The following is a 201-nucleotide window of genomic DNA, read 5'->3' as shown; positions in this document are numbered from 1 at the left end:
TTCCGTGTTTCGTTTTGTTCAGTTTTGAGAGAACTATCTCTCATATATAAATGTATGTTCTTTGAAAACTAGATAACAGTGTAGCTCATATTTTTTAATTTTAGTTTGGTTAAGTTAGAAAGGGCGCACGGTGGATGCCTTGACACTAGGAGTCGATGAAGGACGGGACTAACGCCGATATGCTTCGGGGAGCTGTAAGTA

Annotated in this window: 1 rRNA gene; it reads left to right on the top strand. The window is 39.3% G+C overall.

From position 1 onward, the window contains the following. Positions 1-107 precede the first annotated feature (107 nt). A 23S ribosomal RNA gene (locus tag MR113_RS28315) occupies positions 108-201 on the top strand; the annotation flags it as partial.

This window comes from Bacillus cereus group sp. BfR-BA-01379 (assembly GCF_022663605.1).
Taxonomy (GTDB): domain Bacteria; phylum Bacillota; class Bacilli; order Bacillales; family Bacillaceae_G; genus Bacillus_A; species Bacillus_A mobilis.
This window is presented reverse-complemented; position numbering and strand designations above follow the sequence as displayed.